A 1,080-nucleotide genomic window follows, 5' to 3' on the forward strand; every position below is an offset into this window, starting at 1 on the left:
GCCCATGCTGGGGGTGCCCGGGTCGCGGGTGGCGGCTTCGAGGATTCCGCGGAGGATGTCGGCGCGCTTCTCGCCGCCGTTGCGGTCGTCGCTGAGGGCCGCGGCTTCGGCGCCGGGGATCATCTGGCCCGAATCCATCAGCGCCTGTTCCTCTTCGGTGGGGAATGCGGGCGCGGCGTGGGCGGAGAGGTAGGTGTCGAAGAGGCCGTTCAGGATTCCCCGGAATTCGGGGGTGACACCGCCGCGTAAGGGGTAGAGGCCGTCGCGGAGAAGCCCGAACCCGACGGTGCTGCGGGCCTCGGCGACGGGCTCGTTCGGCGCGGTGCCGTCGGGGTCGAGGTGGGCCTGCCACTGGGTCGCGAGTCCGCGCACGAGGTCGGCGGGAAACGCGAACCCCTCGCCGGGCAGCCCGGCCGTTTCCTCGGTGACGGCCCCGGTCGCATTGGCGACCAGGGTTCGCTCGGCGACGCCGAGGTCGTCGGGCGCGACCCGGGCCGCGACCGTGTCGAGGGCCGTGACGATGTTCTCGGCCGCGTCGACGCCCAGATCACCGGCGGTGAGGGCATCCGCCACGGCCGGGTAGTACGGCGGCAGCATGCTGGTACCGGCCAGGCGCGGGGTGACATTGTCGCCGAGCCGCACCCGCCGGTTCGCCTCCCGGGCCGAGATGCGGGTCAGCCGGGTGATCAGGTCGACCCCACTGCTGGCACCGTTCTTGAAGGCGAGGGACTCATGGCCGAGGATCCGGCGGGACCGCCCCGCAATGTCGGCGGCGGATGCCACCCTGGCGGCATCGACCCGGCGGCCGAGGTCTTCGACCGTGCGAAGCACCGCCATCGCGTCGGCCTCGTCCAGGAGGGAGAAAGCCACTGAATCGAGCACGGTCGCCGCCAGGTCACGCGCCTGCTGCAACTGCTCCACCAGGGTAGGCGGGGCCTCGGTAGGCGGGGCCTCGGAAGGAACCGCCTGGGTGGAGGCGGTCGGGCGGTGCGGAGTGGGGGCTCCTGCCATGCCTCAATTGTAAATGACTTCGAATCTTGAGTCAAGAGTTTTGCTCAACTCTAGTAATCAATTACCCAC

At 70.4% G+C, this 1,080-nt stretch carries 1 protein-coding gene; it reads right to left on the bottom strand.

Annotated elements, in window-relative coordinates; genetic code table 11:
- Positions 1-1,011 (bottom strand): DUF222 domain-containing protein (locus E3T23_RS13675; RefSeq protein WP_134371031.1); only part of this gene is annotated, 1,011 nt, incomplete at its 3' end.
- Between the last annotated feature and the right edge of the window lie 69 nt (positions 1,012-1,080).

The sequence above is a fragment of the Cryobacterium cheniae genome (assembly GCF_004403395.1).
Taxonomy (GTDB): domain Bacteria; phylum Actinomycetota; class Actinomycetes; order Actinomycetales; family Microbacteriaceae; genus Cryobacterium; species Cryobacterium cheniae.